Raw genomic sequence first — 17,225 nt, forward strand, 5'->3', positions numbered from 1 at the left:
CCTATTTTACTGTTTTACTTTTGTTTTAATCGCTAAACTCAGCTCATCAAGCTGCGCCTCGCTTACATGGCCAGGGGCATCTGTAAGAACGCAGCTCGCACTTGCCGTTTTAGGGAATGCAATCGTATCTCTTAAGTTAGAGCGGCCTGCAAGCAGCATCACTAAACGGTCAAGCCCAAGCGCGATTCCGCCATGCGGAGGAACACCATGCTCAAACGCATCCAGCAGGAAGCCAAATTGTTCGTAAGCCTCTTCTTTTGAAAAACCAAGTAAGCCAAACATCTTTTCTTGAATGTCCTTTTCGAAAATACGAATAGAACCTCCGCCAAGCTCGTAGCCATTCAGCACAAGATCGTAAGCCTGGGCCTTCATGTCTTCTGGGCTTGTTTCAATTAATTCAAGATCATCGCGAACCGGCATTGTGAATGGATGATGGGCAGCATAGAAGCGGCCTTCTTCTTCATCCTTTTCAAGCAGCGGCCAATCGACAACCCATAAGAAATTAAATACAGACTCATCAATCAGTTCAAGCTCTTTACCAAGTTTTAAGCGAAGTGCACCAAGCGCATCATGGACAACAGACGTCTTATCTGCAACAAAGAGTAAAAGGTCGCCTTCTTCAACTTGCAGCTGTTCCTTTAATTCAGCTTGCTTTGCTTCATCAAAGAATTTAGCGATCGGACCTTTTAATTCAGTTCCTTCTGCTTTTAGCCAAGCTAGACCTTTTGCACCGTAGTTCGCTGCAAATGCACCAAGTGCATCAATGTCTTTTCTTGAGTAGTTCGCTGCAGCCCCTTTTACATTGATGGCTTTCACAGCTCCACCATTTTTCACAGCTCCGCTAAACACTTTGAAATCGGAGTCTTTTACTGTGTCTGAAATGTTCACTAGCTTCATCTCAAAACGTGTATCCGGCTTATCAGATCCATAGGAATTCATCGCTTCATCATATGTCATACGAGGTAATGGCAATGTAAGGTCTACGCCTTTGACATCTTTCATCACCTTCGCCATCATCTCTTCAGCAAGCGTCATGATGTCCTCTTGACTCATGAAGGACATTTCAATATCGACTTGTGTAAATTCCGGCTGACGGTCAGCACGCAAGTCTTCATCTCTAAAGCAGCGGGCAATTTGATAATAACGGTCCATCCCAGAAACCATCAGCAATTGTTTAAATAATTGCGGAGACTGAGGCAGTGCATAAAATTCTCCCTCGTGTACACGGCTTGGAACAAGATAGTCACGCGCACCTTCTGGCGTACTTTTTGTTAAAATTGGTGTTTCAATGTCTAGAAAGCCGTTGTCGTCTAAGAAATGGCGGAATGCTTTTGTGACTTCATGTCGCATTTTCATTGTTTCAAACATTGCAGGGCGGCGAAGATCCAGGTAACGATATTTTAAACGAACATCTTCTGATACCTCGTCTGCTTGATCTGAAATCACAAATGGAGGAGTCTTCGCTTCATTTAAAACGGTGACCGTTTCGACGTGAATTTCAATTTTGCCCGTTTTTAAATTTGGATTGATCGTTGCTTCTTCTCTTGCGACAACCGTTCCTTTAATATCAAGGACATATTCATTACGAATTGATTCTGCTGTCTCAAGCGCCTCTTTTGATAAGTCTGGATTGAAGACAACTTGTACAATCCCTGTACGGTCGCGCAAATCAATAAAGATTAATCCGCCTAGGTCACGCCTTTTTTGAACCCATCCTTTTAATACAACTGACTGACCAATTTGGTCTTCTGTTACTTCTCCACAATAAAAAGTTCTACCAAACACAAACATTCCACTCCTTCTTTACGCTTTCTGGTGGGCCTTCAACATTTGAATCAGCTCATCAAGCTTCACTTCAATTTGTTCACCCGTTGTTGTATCTTTCACATTCACAATTTGCTGCGCTAGCTCATCTTCACCAAGAACTGCAATAAATTTGGCTTTTAATCGATCAGCCGCTTTAAATTGTCCTTTTAATTTCTTCCCTGTATAGTCCATTTCACTTGAGATACCTTCTTTTCTCAGACGGTTTAATAATGAAACAGAATAATCCTTCGCTTCATCTCCGAGAGCAGCAATGTATAGATCAATACCATCCTGGAGAGGAAGCTCAATTCCTTCAGCATCGATCGCTGATAGGAAACGCTCAATACTCATCGCAAATCCGATCCCTGGGGATTCAGGACCGCCAATTCCTTCAACGAGTCCATCATAACGGCCGCCGCCAGCTAATGTTGTAATCGCACCAAAGCCTTCTGCATTGCTCATGATCTCAAATGCTGTGTGATTGTAGTAATCAAGACCGCGTACTAAATTTGGATCGACGACATACTCAATGCCTATATCTGATAAGTATTGTTTGACCTTTTCAAAATACGTCCGCGATTCTTCATTTAAGAAATCTTGAATGGATGGAGCTGTTGTCATCAGTTCATGATCACGATCCTTTTTACAATCAAGAATGCGCAGTGGATTTTGATGTAAACGCGTTTGACAGTCGTGACAGAATTCCTCAATTCTTGGCTCAAAGTGCTTGACCAGTGCTGTGCGGTAGTCTGCACGGCTCTCTTTGTCACCAAGGCTGTTAATGACGAGCTTTAAGTTAGAAAGACCTGCTTTCTCATACACACTCATCGCAAGCGAAATGACCTCTGCATCAATAGCAGGATCCTTGGAACCAATCGCTTCAATCCCAAATTGATAAAATTGACGATATCTTCCTGTTTGCGGACGTTCATAGCGGAACATTGGTCCGATGTAATAAAGCTTTGTTGGCTGAGCCGGCTGTGCAAACAATTTATTTTCAACATAAGAACGGACGGTTGAAGCTGTTCCCTCTGGACGAAGTGTGATGCTGCGTCCTTTTTTGTCTTCAAATGTGTACATCTCTTTTTGAACGATATCAGTTGATTCGCCTACTCCCCGTGCAAACAGCTCAGTATGCTCAAAAATCGGTGTGCGGATTTCTTTGTATTGAAAGGCTGCACATGTATCTCTCGCAATTTGTTCAACATACTGCCAGCGTTCTGACTCTCCAGGTAAAATATCCTGTGTGCCTCTTGGAATATTAAAACTCATTTTTCGTCCTCCTACGACCATCATTCATTTTTTATGTGGACATATAAAAAACCCCCGCCTCTACTATGTGTATAGTAGGGACGAGAGTTATACCCGTGGTGCCACCCTAGTTGGAACATGAATAAGCATGTTCCCGCTCAAATCCTTAACGCAGATTCACGTTCTCCGCCTATTGACTCATTTTCAGAGCGTTCAGCAGGAAACCTACAGAGTGTTCTTTCGTGATAAATGCCATGCGGATTCGCTTTCAGCCTAAGGCGAGTCCTCTCTGCTCACGCAATTTACCCTACTATTCTCTATCATCAGTTCCACATTTTAAATTTTCAAGTGTGTTGATTTATATTATAATAAGGTCGGTGCTGCCACTCTGTCAACCCTTGCCGTGCCTCTTTTTCTTTTCCAGCTCTTCTTTTGACGTACATCCGTATTCAGATGCGGTCTCTTCAAGGAAGCCTGGCTGATCCATTTCGTCGTGCTGCCAGCGGTCGATATCACGATGTCCATTATATTGCACTCGTCCTAATTTTCTGCTTAATCTCATGTTTGTACATCCTTTTATCACATTTTTATTTAGTATAAACAGATTGATTCATTTTTATTAGGGAAACTGCAAGGAATTCATCCACTACATAACGAATTAACATTCATCGGTTTTACAAGGGAGGGGAAAACACCGTTTTGAATCTGAAAAAACACAATCAAATGATGATGCTGCTTACTTGTTTTGTTCTCATCGCGAGTTCTTTGCCTATGACACATGCTACAGCACAAACAGATCAAGCTATTGTCGCAACAGATGAAATCAATGTGAGAACGGGCCCTGGTTTAAGCTATGGAATTGCAGCTGTTGTGAAACGCGGCGAAAGTTATCCTATTCTCACTGAACAAGGAGAATGGGTGCAGATCCAATTATCAAACGGACAAAAAGGCTGGGTCGTCTCATGGCTGATTACCACATCATCCGGCGCTCAAAAATCCACGAAGCCAAAGGCGCAAGGTCAAAGCACGGCTGGAGGCAGTACAATTACATCAACAGCTTCCGATCTTCGCATCCGGACAGGCCCTGGGACTTCCTATCAAGTGATCGGTACTTTCCCGCAAGGCGCTACCGCTAAAAAGCTCGAGACAAGCGGCGAATGGACGAAAATTTCGTATAAACAAGCAGAAGGCTGGGTTCACTCTGATTATGTTTCAGGGGGGCAGAAAACTTCTCAATCAAGTTCCGGCGAGTCCTCTCGCTCTAACCAGACAGGCACAGTTGGCGTATCGAGCTTGAATGTGAGGCAATCGGCCGCACCAAATGCACAAGTCATCGCTTCACTTGCCCGCAACACACAGATCACCATTTTGCGAGAGCAGAACGGCTGGTATGAAATTGAGGGGAAAGGCGTAAAAGGCTGGGTTGCAAGCTATTACATTGTCACAGGCAAAGGAGCAGGCTCTGCACCTGAAAAGAGTTCATCCTCTTCGGCTTCTGAGCAAAAAGCGTACATTGTCTATGACGGCACCAACATTCGAAAAAGCGCTTCTACCTCTGCTGGGATTGCAGAAAGAGCCACCAAAGGAGCTGCCTATCAAATCGTTCGGACGCAAGGTGACTGGTACGAGGTGACACTATCAAACGGCGGAACTGGCTACGTGGCGAGCTGGGTCGTTCAAACGAAGAAAAATAGCAGCGAAGCGCCAAGACCTCAGCAGGATTCATCGTCTGGAACTGGTTCTTTAAAAGGAAAAACGATTGTTCTTGATCCTGGTCATGGCGGAAAAGACAGCGGCACGATTGGCGCAGATGGTGCATTTGAAAAGAACATCACCATCAAAACCGCCAATTTACTGGCAGGCAAATTAAGGGCTTCTGGTGCAAATGTATATTTAACAAGAAGTGATGATACCTTTATCAGCCTTCAATCAAGGGTGGCCACCTCTCATTATCGAAATGCAGATGCATTTATTAGTCTTCATTATGATAGTTTTATGGACCAAAGTGTTAGAGGAAGTACTGCGTATTATTATCACGCAGCAAAAGATCAGCAGTTAGCGTCAAGCGTTCATTCCGAAGTCGCAAAACGCTCTCAAATCCCTGATAAGGGTGTCAAATTCGGAGATTACTTTGTTTTAAGAGAAAACAAACGCCCTTCCCTTTTATATGAACTCGGGTACTTAAGCAACCCTCAGGAGGAAGCGATCATTTATAGCGCCTCTTACCAAGAACGAGTCACAGAAGGAATGACTGAAGGATTAAAACAATATTTCCGTTAAAAAGAAAGAGGCCTCTGCGCCTCTTTTTTGTTTGACCGCAAAAGAAAAAGACTCTAAACAAACTCCCGCATGAGTTCATCTACAGTCTAAAAAGAATCTATTCTTTGCTGTCCATCAAGATCGTGACCGGTCCTGAATTGGTCAATGACACGTCCATCATCGCACCAAAACGGCCAGTTTCGACATGGATGCCTTTTTCTCTAAGGGTTTTATTGAAACATTCGTAAAGCGAATTGGCTGCATCCGGCTTGGCGGCTTTCATAAAATTCGGCCGTCTGCCCTTTCTCGTATCACCATAAAGGGTAAATTGAGATACAGACAGAACGCTTCCTTTTATGTCCAATAATGAACGATTCATTTTCCCGTTTTCATCTTCAAAAATACGTAAATGTGCAAGCTTTTCAGCTAAGTAAAGCACATCTTCTTCTGTATCTTCGTGTGTGACACCAACAAGCACCATATAACCTTCGCTTATGGCACCTGTGATCTCTTCTTCTACCTTCACAGATGCATTTGTCACACGCTGCACCACAAGCCTCATAGACGATATACTTCCTTTCTAATTCATGAATCGGCGAACAGAGTAAATGTCTTTGATTTGTTTTATGCGTTCGACCACTTTGTGCAAATGGTTAATATTTTGGATAAAGATCGCCATATGGATCGTCGCCACTTTGTTACGATCAGACTTCCCAGAAACAGAGGAGATGTTCGTTTTGGTTTCGTTGACTGCTTGAAGCACCTCATTGAGTAAGCCGCGTCTATCATATCCTAATATTTCAATTTCCACATTGTATTCTTTACGGTTTTGAGCAGGCTGCTCATGCTCCCACTCGACCGGAATTAACCGCTCCTGCGCTTCTCCTGTCTTTACGTTCGGACAGTCCTCGCGGTGAACAGATACACCTCGGCCCTTCGTAATAAAACCGACAATGCTATCACCAGGAACAGGATTACAGCACTTAGATAAGCGGACAAGCAGGTTATCAATCCCTTTGACCCTTACGCCAGCTTCCCGTTTTTTCCCGTGATACGTCTTTGGTTCCACCGTCACTTCTTGAACGGTTTTCTCTTGCTCTTCTTGGTCTCTTTGTTTTCTTTCTTTTTCCGTTAAACGATTGGCGACCTGCAGTGCAGTAATGCCGTTATATCCAACAGCTGCATACATGTCCTCTTCGTTTGAAAAATTAAATTTGTCAGCCACTTTTTGCAGGTTTTCAGCGGTCAGAATGTCTTTCACATCAAACTCAAGGTTTTTGATTTCTTTTTCCACGAGCTCTCGGCCTTTTTCGACATTTTCTTCACGGCGCTGTTTTTTGAAAAACTGTCTGATCTTGTGCTTCGCTTGGGAGGTTTGGGCAAGTTTGACCCAATCCTGACTTGGCCCGTAGCTGTGCTTTGATGTCAGAATTTCAATAATGTCACCTGTTTTTAGTTTGTGATCGAGTGTGACCATCTTGCCATTGACCTTGGCACCGATCGTTTTATTCCCAATTTCCGAGTGAATCCGGTAAGAGAAATCAATCGGAACTGAGCCCGACGGCAGTTCAATGACGTCTCCTTTTGGCGTAAACACAAACACCATATCAGAGAAGAGATCGATCTTTAACGACTCCATAAATTCTTCTGCATCTGTGGATTCATTTTGGAATTCAAGAATTTCTCTAAACCAAGAGAGCTTCTTCTGGAAGACCGCTTCTTCCGTTGATTCTGCTGACTCTTTGCCTTCTTTGTATGCCCAGTGTGCCGCAATTCCGTATTCTGCAATTTCATGCATTTCCACTGTACGGATTTGAACTTCAAGCGGATCACCTTTTGGCCCAATCACCGTTGTATGAAGAGACTGGTACATGTTCGGCTTTGGCATCGCAATATAATCCTTAAACCTGCCTGGCATCGGCTTCCAGCATGTATGGATAATTCCGAGCACCGCATAACAGTCTTTAATGCTGTCGACCAAAATACGAACGGCAAGCAAATCATAAATTTCATTAAATTGCTTATTTTGCAAGACCATTTTGCGATAAATGCTATAAATATGTTTTGGTCTGCCAGAAAATTCAGCCTTGATGTTCACCTCAGACACGCGGTCTTTTACTTCATTGACAACCTCGTCCAAGTATTCCTCACGTTCCGCTCGTTTGCGCTTCATCAGATTCACAATCCGGTAATATTGCTGCGGATTTAAATAGCGGAGTGCTGTATCTTCAAGCTCCCACTTAATCTTTGAAATCCCTAATCTGTGCGCAAGCGGTGCAAAGATTTCAAGTGTTTCATTTGAAATTCTCCGCTGCTTTTCCTGCGGAAGGTGTTTGAGCGTTCTCATATTATGAAGACGGTCTGCCAGCTTAATCAAGATCACGCGAATATCCTGCGCCATTGCAACAAACATTTTTCGATGGTTTTCGGCCTGCTGTTCTTCTTGTGATTTATATTTAATCTTCCCGAGCTTTGTGACACCATCAACAAGCATTGCTACTTCCTCGTTAAAATGCTCTTTTAAATCCTGTAATGTCACATCTGTATCCTCAACTACATCGTGCAGGAAACCGCCTGCAATGGTTGATGGGTCCATTTCAAGATCAACAAGAATACCCGCCACTTGAATTGGATGGATAATATAGGGCTCACCAGATTTCCGGTATTGCTCCTTGTGTGCATTTTCAGCATATTCATATGCTCGCTCTATAAATTGAATATGTTCAGCGGACAGGTATTCTCTTGCCTTGTCAATGACCTGCTGCGCCGTTAAAACTTGTTCGTTCGCCATGGAATCACCTTTTTAAATGAAAACTGTATTGTAGTTTATTATCAAGAAAAATTCGATAGATGTAAAGAGAAGAAGTCCGCTAAAAGATTTTTGATAGGAAAAAAGCACCCTTCTTACTGAGTGCTTTTTACGAAAAACTCCATTAGTATTGCATTAACGTCATGATGTCGTAGCCGTCAAGCTTCTTTCTGCCGTCCAGATACGTCAGCTCAATCAAAAATGCAATCCCTGCCACAACGCCGCCTAATTCCTCTACAAGCTTGATGGACGCTTCAATTGTTCCACCAGTTGCCAGTAAGTCATCTGTAATCAGGACACGCTGACCAGGACGAATCGCATCTTTATGAATCGTTAATACATCTTTACCATATTCCAAGCCGTAATCGACTTTAATGACTTCACGAGGAAGCTTTCCTTCTTTACGAACCGGTGCAAAACCTACACCAAGTGCGTATGCTACAGGGCAGCCAATAATGAATCCACGCGCTTCAGGTCCAACAATGAGATCAATGTCTCTTTCCTTCGCGTATTCAACGATTTGATCCGTTGCATAACGGTACACTTCGCCTTTATCCATTAACGTTGTAATATCTTTAAATTGTACACCTTCCTTTGGGTAGTCAGGTACAACTGTCACATATTGTTTTAAATCCATCTTTTCCTTTTCCTCCTCGTACGTCAAAGCACAGGTGAGACTTCGCTCATCATGCTATTCAGCCATTCCTTCAGCTCTTTAGCTGAGGAATATGTTAGTGTTTGATCGAGTTCCATCAATCGTTGTTTTGCTGTATAGGACGCAGACGCCGTTAAATCTTTTTTAGGGGCATCAAGTACTATTGACAGCACACCATTCTCTATTTTAACAAAACCGAGTTCAAAAAACACCTTTGTCATAAAAATGATTGTATCTTTTGTCCAGCCTCTATGTTTGGCAAGCTCCATTCCTTGTTCTTTGATAGGAAAACTTCCCCGTTTAAACAAGAACCCATAAAACCATTTGAATTGGTCACGGCTTGGGAAAGAGGACATAAAATGATCTTCTTTTCTTTGAAAAACCGTATAAATTCTCGCAGGCTTTTGATTTTCTAAAAGCTGCTTCAGCAATTGCTCATCTGCGGGAACATCTGCAAAGACCACATACTTTCCTTGTACATCAAATGTTGATACATTTTCTGCACGAACATGATGAATGGGGAGATCGACGTCCTGTTTTGTTGCTTCATCAAAACAGACAACCAATGATTTTTCTGAATCAAGTGTCGAAACTTTCTTCTCCCAATCCTTTTTCCCGCGCAGATCAAACAGCTGCCATTCATCAACTCGTGCATCTTTTAACATCAGCTGGGGCTTCTTCCGGTTATTCCATTCATTGACAGACATTTCTCCAATCACAGAAATGCGGCTTCCTGGAACAATTTCCTCTTTTAATTTCCCTTGGTGAAAGCCGACACAGTCAAGCAGCGTGTCTTCGTCTTTCAGAGACATTTTAATATGGTTGTGATTTGCCCCAATCGTTCGGATATCTTCAAGCTTCGCATCTTCAATCATAATGAACGGTTTTGGGTTTGACATACCAAATGGTGACAGCATCCCCGCTTCTTCAATCGCTTGAACCGTCAATTCGTCTACCTTGCACACGGCATCGACCCGCTGAATTGGAATAAAATCTTCTTCCGTCAATGTTTCATTTGCATATTGATTTAATCTTTCCCTTAGTAAAGATACATCATCCGCCCGAAGTGTCATCCCTGCTGCCATCGGATGCCCGCCGAAATGCGGCAGGATGTCGCGGCATTTGCTTAGATGAAAAAATAGATCGAAACCAGGAATACTCCGGGCTGATCCTTTTGCCATTTGCGTCTCTTCATCTATTCCAAGCACAATCGCCGGACGAGAAAAAGTATCCGACAATTTAGAGGCAACAATTCCGACAACGCCCGGATTCCAGCCAGCTTTCGCTACAACAATCGCAGACTGGTCATCACCTGCCTCTTCCACCATTTGAATGGCTTCTTCTGTGATCGTACTGACAATCTTTTGTCGTTCTTTATTCAGTTCCTGGACAAAACGAGCGAGCTCTTCTGCTTCATCCTTATCCTCAGTCATCAGAAGATGAACGGCTGGATCTGCCTGTTCAATTCGCCCAACAGCATTCAGCCTTGGCGCAATTTGAAAGCCGACCGTTTCCTCGTTCGCTTCTTCTAAAGTGGCTCCCGCTTCTTTCAATAACGCTTTCAGTCCCGGTCTATTCGACTGCCGAAGCTGCACAAGACCTTTTTTGGCGAGCCATCTATTCTCATCGTGAAGCGGTACGAGATCCGCGATTGTCCCGATGGCTGCAAGATCTAACAGCTGAACTGGCAGCTTCCCAAGAAGTGCATGCGCCACTTTAAACGCGACACCTACACCAGCAAGTTCTTTAAAGGGATACTCACAGCCCGGCTGCTTAGGATGGACAATGGCAAGTGCCTCAGGAAGCTCCTCACTTGGTTCATGGTGATCTGTAATGATTAGGTCTAACCCTATTTCTTTTGCAATACGTGCTTCATTGACAGCAGCAATGCCTGTATCGACCGTGATGACAAGCGATGCTCCTTGCTCCTTGATATATCGAAATGCCTGTTCATTAGGCCCATAGCCTTCTTTAAATCGATCTGGAATATAAAAGTCTACTATCGCAGACCGCTCTTTTAATGTATGTAAAAGTACAGACGTACTTGTCACACCATCTGCATCATAGTCTCCGAAGATCACAATCGATTCCTGCTCTTCGATCGCTTTGTTGATGCGCTCTACTGCTTCTTTCATTCCTTTTAATAGGAATGGATCATGAAATTCGGCTTTTTGATCAAATAAAAAAGACCTCGCCTCTTCTACTTCTTCAAGTCCTCTTTTTACGAGAAGCGATGCAGTCAGCGCTGAAATATTCAGATTTTCAGAGAGTGATTTCACTTTTTCTTCGCTTGGATGTTCATATTCCCAGCGCATTTTGGATAATAACATAAATTCACCCCTCAACCACACTATTATACTAGAGTAGCCTGAGGGGTTTCAATTTTTATTTTATGAAATTGTGCTGGAAGATTATTTTTCCTTCCGGTCAAATGATGCTGGCTGTTCTTTTAAAGGCGTGACATGAGATTTTTTTTGAAGGTCTTTGTCTGCCTTTTTCGTCGAAGCAGCAGGTGCAGCGGCTGCACGCTCAGATTTTAATGCTTTTAGTTCACGTTTCAGTTTCACAATTTGGAAGATCCCTGCAAATGCCACAATCAGTCCGCCCATTAAAACTGAACCGATAATGACAAGGATCAGCGGCCATTCAGCCGTTCCAAATAAGTAGTGTACCTCGACAGGCCGTACATTAATCACGGCAAATACTGAGACAATTAATACGAAAATAAATGCGAGTATGATGGTCCATTGTTGTTTGTTCATCTACAAATCCCCCAAGCTTTTTCTTTTATTCTTCCCTTTTCACTGCCTTTTTTAAACACCGATAGAAAGCAGTGGAAGAAAACCTATCAGCATGGGCATGATCAGCTGCTGAGTTTTTCTTTAATCAGATTCTTTAATTCTTTTCTTTCTCCAGAAATGACAAGGGTATCCCCTTCTTCGATGATGGTATCTGGTCCTGGATTTAAAATCTTCTCATGTGATTTTCTCACAATGGCGATGACTGTTACTTGATAGTTTTGGCGAACATTGAGGTCACCGATGCTTTTCTGAACAGCTGGTGCATTCTTTTCAATTTTAAACCATTCAATCACCAGTTCATCAATGGCTACCTCTACGGTTTCAAGCGCTTTCGGCTTATAGACCATGCCGCCTAAAATAGCCGCGATTTGTCTTGCTTCTTCATCGTTTAGCAGGATGCCAGAAATCGTTTCTTCGTGGTCGTCCTCCTGAAAATGATACATTTCTCTTCTGCCGTCATCATGTGTAATGATGGCAAGCTTCTCATTATTTCTTGTGATCATTTCGGCTTTATGACCGATACCTGGCAGTTCAGTTTCCCGAACCTTCATAACAGCCCCTCCAATGAATAAAGCCAAATGCCCTAAACAGACACTTGCTTTCTATACTGGTCTAAACGTAAGTCATTATAGCAAAAGACCATTTCAAGATCAATGAAACCCAAAATGTTTTTTCAAAGCGTCTACTTTTCGGGAAAAACGATAGAAAAAGACTGCCGAAAAAGGCAGTCTTTCTAGATTAAATATCTTGATCTGTATCTATCTTAGCTGGTTTTTTCAGCTCACGGCCTTTCCACATCAGCCAAATTTGTGCCGCGATGTAAAGGGATGAGTATACCCCTGTTAATAAGCCGACAAGTAAGGCGATGGAGAAGTTTGTAATCGACGCTGATCCGAAGATAAGCAGTGCGATCACAACGACAACTACAGTCAGCACCGTGTTGACAGATCGCGTAAAGGTTTGCTGTAAGCTTAAGTTCACAATGTACGATAGATCTTCAATGGTTTTCGGTTTACGTTTCTTCATTTGTTCACGAACCCTGTCGAAGGTAACGATCGTGTCGTTGATCGAGTATCCAATGACTGTGAGGATCGCGGCAATGAAGGTGACATCCACCTCTAAGCGCGTAATACTAAAGAAGGCGACAATAAAGAATGCATCGTACAGCAATGAGGCAATCGCCGCAATCGCCATTTTATATTCAAAGCGGATGGATACATATATAATGATCCCAATTGAAGCAATAATAACGGCATATAATGCATTACGGGCAAGCTCTTTTCCGACAGTCGGAGACACTGTACTTACGTTCGGCTCAGTGCCATATTTATCTTTGAAGTAATCTTTTACTTCAGCAATCTTTTCTTTGTTTGGCACACCGACAAATCGTGCGGCTGCCTGATTTTCTTTTTGACCCGATAACACGACACTGTCCGTCTCAAGACCAAGCTTTTTAAAGTCTTGCTCTACTTGTGCAGTGGTCAGCTTGTGATCGCTTTGAACATCAATTCTCGTTCCACTAGCAAAGTCAATACCAGCATTGAGCTTGAAGATCGAAAGGACGATGATTCCCGCAATAGTAACAGCTATGGAGAAAATCATAAAGCCTTTACGTTTGCTGACGAAATCCCATTTATCAAATGGCGTTTTCGGTTCGGTATTTTCTGTAGTTTCATGAATACTCATGATGTCTTTTTTGCGGACACCAAACCAGCCTTTTTTGCGGTCGAGCGCGCGGCTCTCTACAAGCAGTCCAAGAAGGAATCTCGATAGGAATACAGCCGTGATAAAGCTTGTTAAAATCGAGAGGATGAGCATTGTTGCAAATCCTTTTACAGAGCTAGTCCCGAAGAAGAACAGCACTCCGCCGGCAATAATACTTGTTAAGTTTGCATCAAAGATGGTTGCAAATGATCTGCGGTTCCCTGATCTGAAAGCAGAACGAACAGATTTGCCGAGCTTCAGTTCTTCTTTGATCCGTTCATAAGTAATAATGTTGGCATCGACAGCCATTCCTACCCCTAAAATGAGTGCGGCAATTCCAGGCAGTGTCATAACCGCGCCCATCCAGTCAAACACTTGCAGCGTAATGTAGATATAAGCTGAAAGTGTGATGACAGCTATAAGACCAGGTAATCGGTAATAAAACAGCATGAATAAGAAGATAAATGCGATTCCTACTATTCCTGCGAACACTGTTTCATTCAGTGCTTGTTCACCAAACTGTGCACTTACAGATGTGGAATATTTTTCAGTTAATTTCACTGGCAATGCACCAGCATTTAAAATACTTGCAAGGTCTTTTGCCTCTTGGACAGTAAATTTCCCTTCAATTTGTACGTCACTGCTGTTAATCTCTTGATTCACATTTGGTGCAGATACATACTTGTGGTTTGATTTTGAGACTTCTTTTTTGAAGGAATCTCCTTTTTGGTAATCAAGCCAAATGACAAGCTGATTATTTGGTACCATCGCTGCTACTTTTCTTGTGACGTCACCAAATTTTTTCGCATCTTTTAGTTTAACCGTCACAATTGGCTCATTCGTTTGACTGAATGTTTGTTTTGCACTGTTTTCGACTAGATCAGCCCCGTTAAGGAGTTCTTTATCATTCGTATCTCTGAAGGATAGCTGGGCTTCAGTGGAAAGAATCTCCCTAGCTCTGTTTTGATCTTTTACCCCCGCAAGCTGCACGCGGATACGGTTGTTGCCTTCAATCGAGATGTTCGGCTCACTTACACCAAGCACGTTCGCTCTTCGGTTAAGAGCCTCCACAGTACTAACGAGAACACTATTTGTGATCTTGTCCTCTTTTTTCACTGGATGTACATCATACAGGACTTCAAATCCACCCTGTAAATCCAGCCCTAGCGTCATATCTTTCGCAACAGGCTTTGTCAGTAAGCCTACGCCAGTTCCGATTAACAGAACCACTAAGAAAAACGCAAGAATGCGCCCTTTTTTCATTATGTATTTCCTCCTTAAACACCTAAATCCATTAAGATGGCTTATTTCAACAGTTCATCAAGCATATTCTTGCCATCTTCACTGTCCAAAAAAGCAGACGTTTTAAACGACTGAACGGTTGCATAGTTCATAAATTCGCCTATTTTCACAGATAAAATATCTGCAACCATTTCATGAATCGGATACTCTTGTTTTTTCTTCCACTTCTTATTCTCTAAGTATGACCATAATTCCTCTAAATCTACATCTTTATAGCCCAAAACGATGAATTCTTCAAGCTTACTGAACAGAAAAGGCTTTAAATGGTCTTTGTATATAGCTGCTGGGTGTTGTGTCATTGCGTAGCTCCCCCTTTTCAGTTTTTTATCGAGAGACTTGTCATGCTTGGACGATATACACGCATATCTTATTGTATATGATTCTATGTCGTTTGAGAAGGCAGGTGATCTGTGATTTGACGAAGCAAACGTTTTTAAAGGGGACCATCATTTTAATTTTAGCAGGTTTTATCACGAGAATATTGGGTTTTGTCAATCGAATTGTCATTGCGAGGTTCATTGGCGAAGAAGGGGTCGGGCTTTATATGATGGCTGCACCTACCTTTTTTCTCGCCGTGACGCTCACGCAATTCGGACTGCCTGTCGCTATTAGTAAGCTTGTTGCAGAAGCAGAAGCCCGGGGTGACAAACAGAAAACAAAACGTATTCTGGTCATGTCCCTTGCGATAACAGGAACACTCAGCCTGATATTCACGCCGCTTTTTTTATGGTTTGCGCCCATCATGGCAGAAAATATGCTGACTGATCCTCGAACGGTCTATCCACTGCTTGCCATTACACCTGTCGTACCAGTCATCGCCATTTCCAGTGTGTTAAGAGGCTATTTCCAGGGCAGACAGCAAATGAGTCCGCTTGCGATGTCTCAAGTTCTGGAGCAGGTCGCAAGAATTTCGCTAGTGGCGGTATGTACAACGGCTTTCCTTCCTTACGGGATTGAATTTGCGGCAGCAGGTGCGATGGTGTCATCTGTGATTGGAGAGATGATTTCCCTTGCTTACTTACTGATCGCCTTTCGCTATAAAAAGACCATTCGTATTCGAAAACGATTTTTTAAGGCGATTCATGACGGGAAGGACACATTTAAGCAGCTAATGAGCATTGCCCTGCCAACAACAGGCAGCCGTTTTATCGGGAATATTTCGTGGTTTTTAGAACCGATTGTTGTCGCGCAAAGTCTTGCTATTGCTGGTTATGCGGCTGTAGAGGCGACAAGACAGTACGGGGAGTTGACTGGGCTTGCTCTGACCCTTTTGACACTGCCTAGTTTTATTACGTATTCACTCTCCACTGCATTAGTTCCGGCGATCAGTGAAGGAATGGAGCAGAACAAACGTAAAACGGTCGAATACCGTCTGAAGCAGGCGATGCGCCTATGTTTACTCAGCGGAGGCATTTCATGTATTATTCTTTTCGTTTACGCCGAAGATTTAACGCTCTTTATGTATGGTTCATCACACGCGGCCATTTATGTGAAATTCATGGCGCCATTTTTCCTTCTATATTATTTTCAGGGGCCCCTTCAAGCCGTGCTTCAAGCACTCAATTTAGCTGGTGCGGCGATGACCAACAGCCTGATTGGCGCTATTGTAAAAACAGGGATGATTTTTGTTCTTGCTTCTCAGCCAGGCTTTGGCATTATGGGCGCTGCACTGGCGATATTAATCGGCATTATCCTTGTCACACTGCTCCATGCGGCAACTGTTGGAAAGGTGCTGCCTATTCATTTACCATTAAAGGAATATGGACTATGCGTCCTTGTGATTATCAGTACAGGTGCTGTCAGCCTTTGGCTGAAATCTCAAGTAAATGAACTCTTTTCTGCTCCTATTGAACTTGTAACACTCATCTTTGTTACGTGCACGCTGTATGTCATTCTATTAATCTGCCTAGGTCTAGTGAAACGAGAAGAGCTGCGCCGCATCCCGTTCATTGGGAAGCTGTTTTAGCTCATCTCTTTTTGATCACTTCATCCTTCAAATCAATATAAAATGTTTTTTGATTAAAGCTGCAGTAAGAGATTTGTTCGATATCATGATAGCCTCTTTTAGCAAGCTCATCTTTCAGCCACTGTTCATTTTGATTGATTTGCTTTAGGTTGTCATGCTGCACTACACCATCCGCAACAAGTGGAAGCTCAAGCGCTGCATGTTTGCGCTTGTTTTCTTTTTCGACGACGGCGAGCTTTCCAGACGGCTCTAAAATGGCGTAAGAGACATCCTGAATGCTGTCGATGTTATTTTCTCTTAATTGAATGAGCAGGTCATCAAAATTGTATCGCTGTTTTCTCATTGCACCTTCGTCTATTTTCCCATTGATGATAAGCAGGGCCGGTTTTCCGTCAAGAAAGCGCCGAACACCTTGAAATTTTAATGAGAGGTAGGCAAGTGTGATTTGAATGAAGGTTAACAGCAGGATTGGCCATACCGTATGTAACATGTTATCCTCTACTTCTTCTATGGCGAGAACCGCAATTTCTGCGATCATCATAAAAATGACTAGATCTAAAATGCTCAGCTCGCCAATTTCCCTTTTGCCCATTAAGCGAAATATAAACCAAATAAGAAAATATAAGATGATGGTTCTCATGGAAATGATCAAGATGTCCTGCATGTGATGTA

General features: G+C 42.9%; 14 protein-coding genes and 1 other annotated feature. Of the genes, 2 read left to right on the forward strand and 12 right to left on the reverse strand.

Features of this window, described 5'->3' with window-relative positions:
• Positions 1-6 precede the first annotated feature (6 nt).
• From aspS to EV579_RS18980, 3 genes are all read right to left on the reverse strand, one after another.
• Positions 7-1,785, reverse strand: coding sequence for an aspartate--tRNA ligase (gene aspS, locus EV579_RS08240; RefSeq protein ID WP_133744250.1), 1,779 nt, complete (start codon positions 1,783-1,785; stop codon positions 7-9).
• Positions 1,786-1,803: 18 nt separating this feature from the next.
• Complete coding sequence (gene hisS / locus EV579_RS08245) at positions 1,804-3,078, reverse strand: histidine--tRNA ligase (RefSeq protein ID WP_044331622.1); 1,275 nt, start codon at positions 3,076-3,078, stop codon at positions 1,804-1,806.
• Between the two features lie 73 nt (positions 3,079-3,151).
• Positions 3,152-3,390, reverse strand: a binding site (T-box leader).
• A 58-nt stretch (positions 3,391-3,448) separates the two neighbouring features.
• Entirely contained in the window at positions 3,449-3,619 is a 171-nt protein-coding gene (locus EV579_RS18980) for a YrzK family protein (RefSeq protein ID WP_003216250.1), read from the reverse strand.
• Between the two features lie 137 nt (positions 3,620-3,756).
• Between EV579_RS18980 and EV579_RS08250 the strand changes: the two genes are divergently transcribed.
• Complete coding sequence (locus EV579_RS08250) at positions 3,757-5,337, forward strand: N-acetylmuramoyl-L-alanine amidase family protein (RefSeq protein ID WP_044331620.1); 1,581 nt, start codon at positions 3,757-3,759, stop codon at positions 5,335-5,337.
• Between the two features lie 97 nt (positions 5,338-5,434).
• On the opposite strand, the gene dtd is transcribed toward EV579_RS08250, so the two are convergent.
• The 8 genes from dtd to EV579_RS08290 all read right to left on the reverse strand — a co-directional run bounded on the left by dtd (position 5,435) and on the right by EV579_RS08290 (position 14,886).
• Positions 5,435-5,878 (reverse strand): D-aminoacyl-tRNA deacylase, encoded by a 444-nt coding sequence (dtd, locus tag EV579_RS08255; protein WP_024423131.1) that lies wholly within the window; start codon positions 5,876-5,878, stop codon positions 5,435-5,437.
• Positions 5,879-5,896: 18 nt separating this feature from the next.
• Positions 5,897-8,107 carry a RelA/SpoT family protein gene (locus EV579_RS08260; RefSeq protein WP_024427858.1) on the reverse strand — a complete coding sequence of 737 codons (2,211 nt, stop codon included), beginning with the start codon at positions 8,105-8,107 and terminating at the stop codon, positions 5,897-5,899.
• Between the two features lie 142 nt (positions 8,108-8,249).
• Positions 8,250-8,762 (reverse strand): adenine phosphoribosyltransferase, encoded by a 513-nt coding sequence (locus tag EV579_RS08265; protein ID WP_024423133.1) that lies wholly within the window; start codon positions 8,760-8,762, stop codon positions 8,250-8,252.
• A gap of 23 nt (positions 8,763-8,785) precedes the next feature.
• Entirely contained in the window at positions 8,786-11,110 is a 2,325-nt protein-coding gene (gene recJ / locus EV579_RS08270) for a single-stranded-DNA-specific exonuclease RecJ (RefSeq protein WP_133744251.1), read from the reverse strand.
• Positions 11,111-11,191: 81 nt separating this feature from the next.
• Entirely contained in the window at positions 11,192-11,542 is a 351-nt protein-coding gene (locus EV579_RS08275) for a LapA family protein (protein WP_103131890.1), read from the reverse strand.
• Between the two features lie 101 nt (positions 11,543-11,643).
• The gene (locus EV579_RS08280) at positions 11,644-12,132 is read right to left on the reverse strand and encodes a cation:proton antiporter regulatory subunit (RefSeq protein WP_024423136.1); all 489 of its coding nucleotides are present in this window, start codon (positions 12,130-12,132) and stop codon (positions 11,644-11,646) included.
• Between the two features lie 187 nt (positions 12,133-12,319).
• Positions 12,320-14,548, reverse strand: coding sequence for a protein translocase subunit SecDF (gene secDF, locus EV579_RS08285; RefSeq protein WP_133744252.1), 2,229 nt, complete (start codon positions 14,546-14,548; stop codon positions 12,320-12,322).
• A 41-nt stretch (positions 14,549-14,589) separates the two neighbouring features.
• Positions 14,590-14,886: a post-transcriptional regulator gene (locus EV579_RS08290; RefSeq protein WP_003216788.1), complete on the reverse strand. Its 297-nt coding sequence runs from the start codon at positions 14,884-14,886 to the stop codon at positions 14,590-14,592.
• Positions 14,887-15,002: 116 nt separating this feature from the next.
• Between EV579_RS08290 and spoVB the strand changes: the two genes are divergently transcribed.
• A complete protein-coding gene (gene spoVB / locus EV579_RS08295; protein ID WP_044331610.1) occupies positions 15,003-16,553 on the forward strand; it encodes a stage V sporulation protein B in 1,551 nt (516 codons plus the stop codon).
• 1 nt (position 16,554) lies between these two features.
• On the opposite strand, the gene EV579_RS08300 is transcribed toward spoVB, so the two are convergent.
• The gene (locus tag EV579_RS08300) at positions 16,555-17,217 is read right to left on the reverse strand and encodes a DUF421 domain-containing protein (RefSeq protein WP_044331608.1); all 663 of its coding nucleotides are present in this window, start codon (positions 17,215-17,217) and stop codon (positions 16,555-16,557) included.
• Positions 17,218-17,225 lie beyond the last annotated feature (8 nt).

The sequence above is a fragment of the Bacillus sp. BK450 genome, from assembly GCF_004364885.1.
GTDB classification, from domain to species: Bacteria; Bacillota; Bacilli; order Bacillales; family Bacillaceae; genus Bacillus; species Bacillus safensis.

Excerpts from the sequence above, each read along its gene's own strand:
- hisS (WP_044331622.1), bottom strand. The coding sequence starts at position 3,078 with ATGAGTTTTAATATTCCAAGAGGCACACAGGATATTTTACCTGGAGAG.
- EV579_RS18980 (WP_003216250.1), bottom strand. The coding sequence starts at position 3,619 with ATGAGATTAAGCAGAAAATTAGGACGAGTGCAATATAATGGACATCGT.
- dtd (WP_024423131.1), bottom strand. The coding sequence starts at position 5,878 with ATGAGGCTTGTGGTGCAGCGTGTGACAAATGCATCTGTGAAGGTAGAA.
- EV579_RS08260 (WP_024427858.1), bottom strand. The coding sequence starts at position 8,107 with ATGGCGAACGAACAAGTTTTAACGGCGCAGCAGGTCATTGACAAGGCA.
- EV579_RS08265 (WP_024423133.1), bottom strand. The coding sequence starts at position 8,762 with ATGGATTTAAAACAATATGTGACAGTTGTACCTGACTACCCAAAGGAA.
- recJ (WP_133744251.1), bottom strand. The coding sequence starts at position 11,110 with ATGTTATTATCCAAAATGCGCTGGGAATATGAACATCCAAGCGAAGAA.
- EV579_RS08275 (WP_103131890.1), bottom strand. The coding sequence starts at position 11,542 with ATGAACAAACAACAATGGACCATCATACTCGCATTTATTTTCGTATTA.
- EV579_RS08280 (WP_024423136.1), bottom strand. The coding sequence starts at position 12,132 with ATGAAGGTTCGGGAAACTGAACTGCCAGGTATCGGTCATAAAGCCGAA.
- secDF (WP_133744252.1), bottom strand. The coding sequence starts at position 14,548 with ATGAAAAAAGGGCGCATTCTTGCGTTTTTCTTAGTGGTTCTGTTAATC.
- EV579_RS08290 (WP_003216788.1), bottom strand. The coding sequence starts at position 14,886 with ATGACACAACACCCAGCAGCTATATACAAAGACCATTTAAAGCCTTTT.
- EV579_RS08300 (WP_044331608.1), bottom strand. The coding sequence starts at position 17,217 with ATGCAGGACATCTTGATCATTTCCATGAGAACCATCATCTTATATTTT.